The 722-nt window shown below is 37.4% G+C and carries 1 protein-coding gene; it reads right to left on the bottom strand.

Annotated elements, in window-relative coordinates; translation table 11 throughout:
- On the bottom strand, positions 1 to 295 hold a 295-nt coding region (locus R7O13_RS26875; RefSeq protein WP_318305209.1), incomplete at its 3' end, for a beta-propeller fold lactonase family protein.
- Between the last annotated feature and the right edge of the window lie 427 nt (positions 296 to 722).

The following is a 722-nucleotide window of genomic DNA, read 5'->3' as shown; positions in this document are numbered from 1 at the left end:
AAGGTTGTTTGATATCCAAATGACACGGATAATCGCCATTAATCGGCAAAGAGACGGATTCACTATCGCGAAAAAACGCGAGCTCTGCACCTTCATTTCTATCCATTTCGCTAAACGTATACAGCCCGTGTTCGGTGGTCGTGAGATAGGACGGATTACGTTGAACTACAACATCGTCAAGCCGAGTCAGTTCACCCGTATCAGTGTTCAGCGATAGACGCGCAATGCCCGTGCTCGTACTCGGTGGGTTGGTGTAAGTGCCAATATAAAAATGCACGTGACCAGTTGTTGTCATGGATGGCCTTATATGAGTGATTCGTATTATTCAACACCTTGCCTATTGTCATGGCAGACCGCAATCCATTTTACGAATCAGCCACTTAAAATGTGAAGCAATTGCTCATTTAAAACCGCAACGACATCGCCGTTTGCAGTTAAAGTGGTTTGGCGTTTTAAACAGTATGTCAGCCTTGAGTATGAAAGCCTCGACTTACGGTTACTTTCAAGTGTTATATTAAAGACGAAGAATGTATTTTATGTTCAAGATCTAAGTTTCATTAGCAAACGCTATAATAAGAAACAAAAATCGGGATAAAATAAATAATAACCATGTAACAGTTAATTTTCCTATAAATACCAAATTGAAACACATTATTAATTTCCATTTATTTATAAATTATAATTAATTTCATAAATAACAAGGATTTATTTTAATTATGAAC

This window comes from Vibrio sp. Y176, from assembly GCF_033438945.1.
Note: the sequence above shows the minus strand (reverse complement) of the source record. Positions and strands in the feature narration are given on the sequence as shown.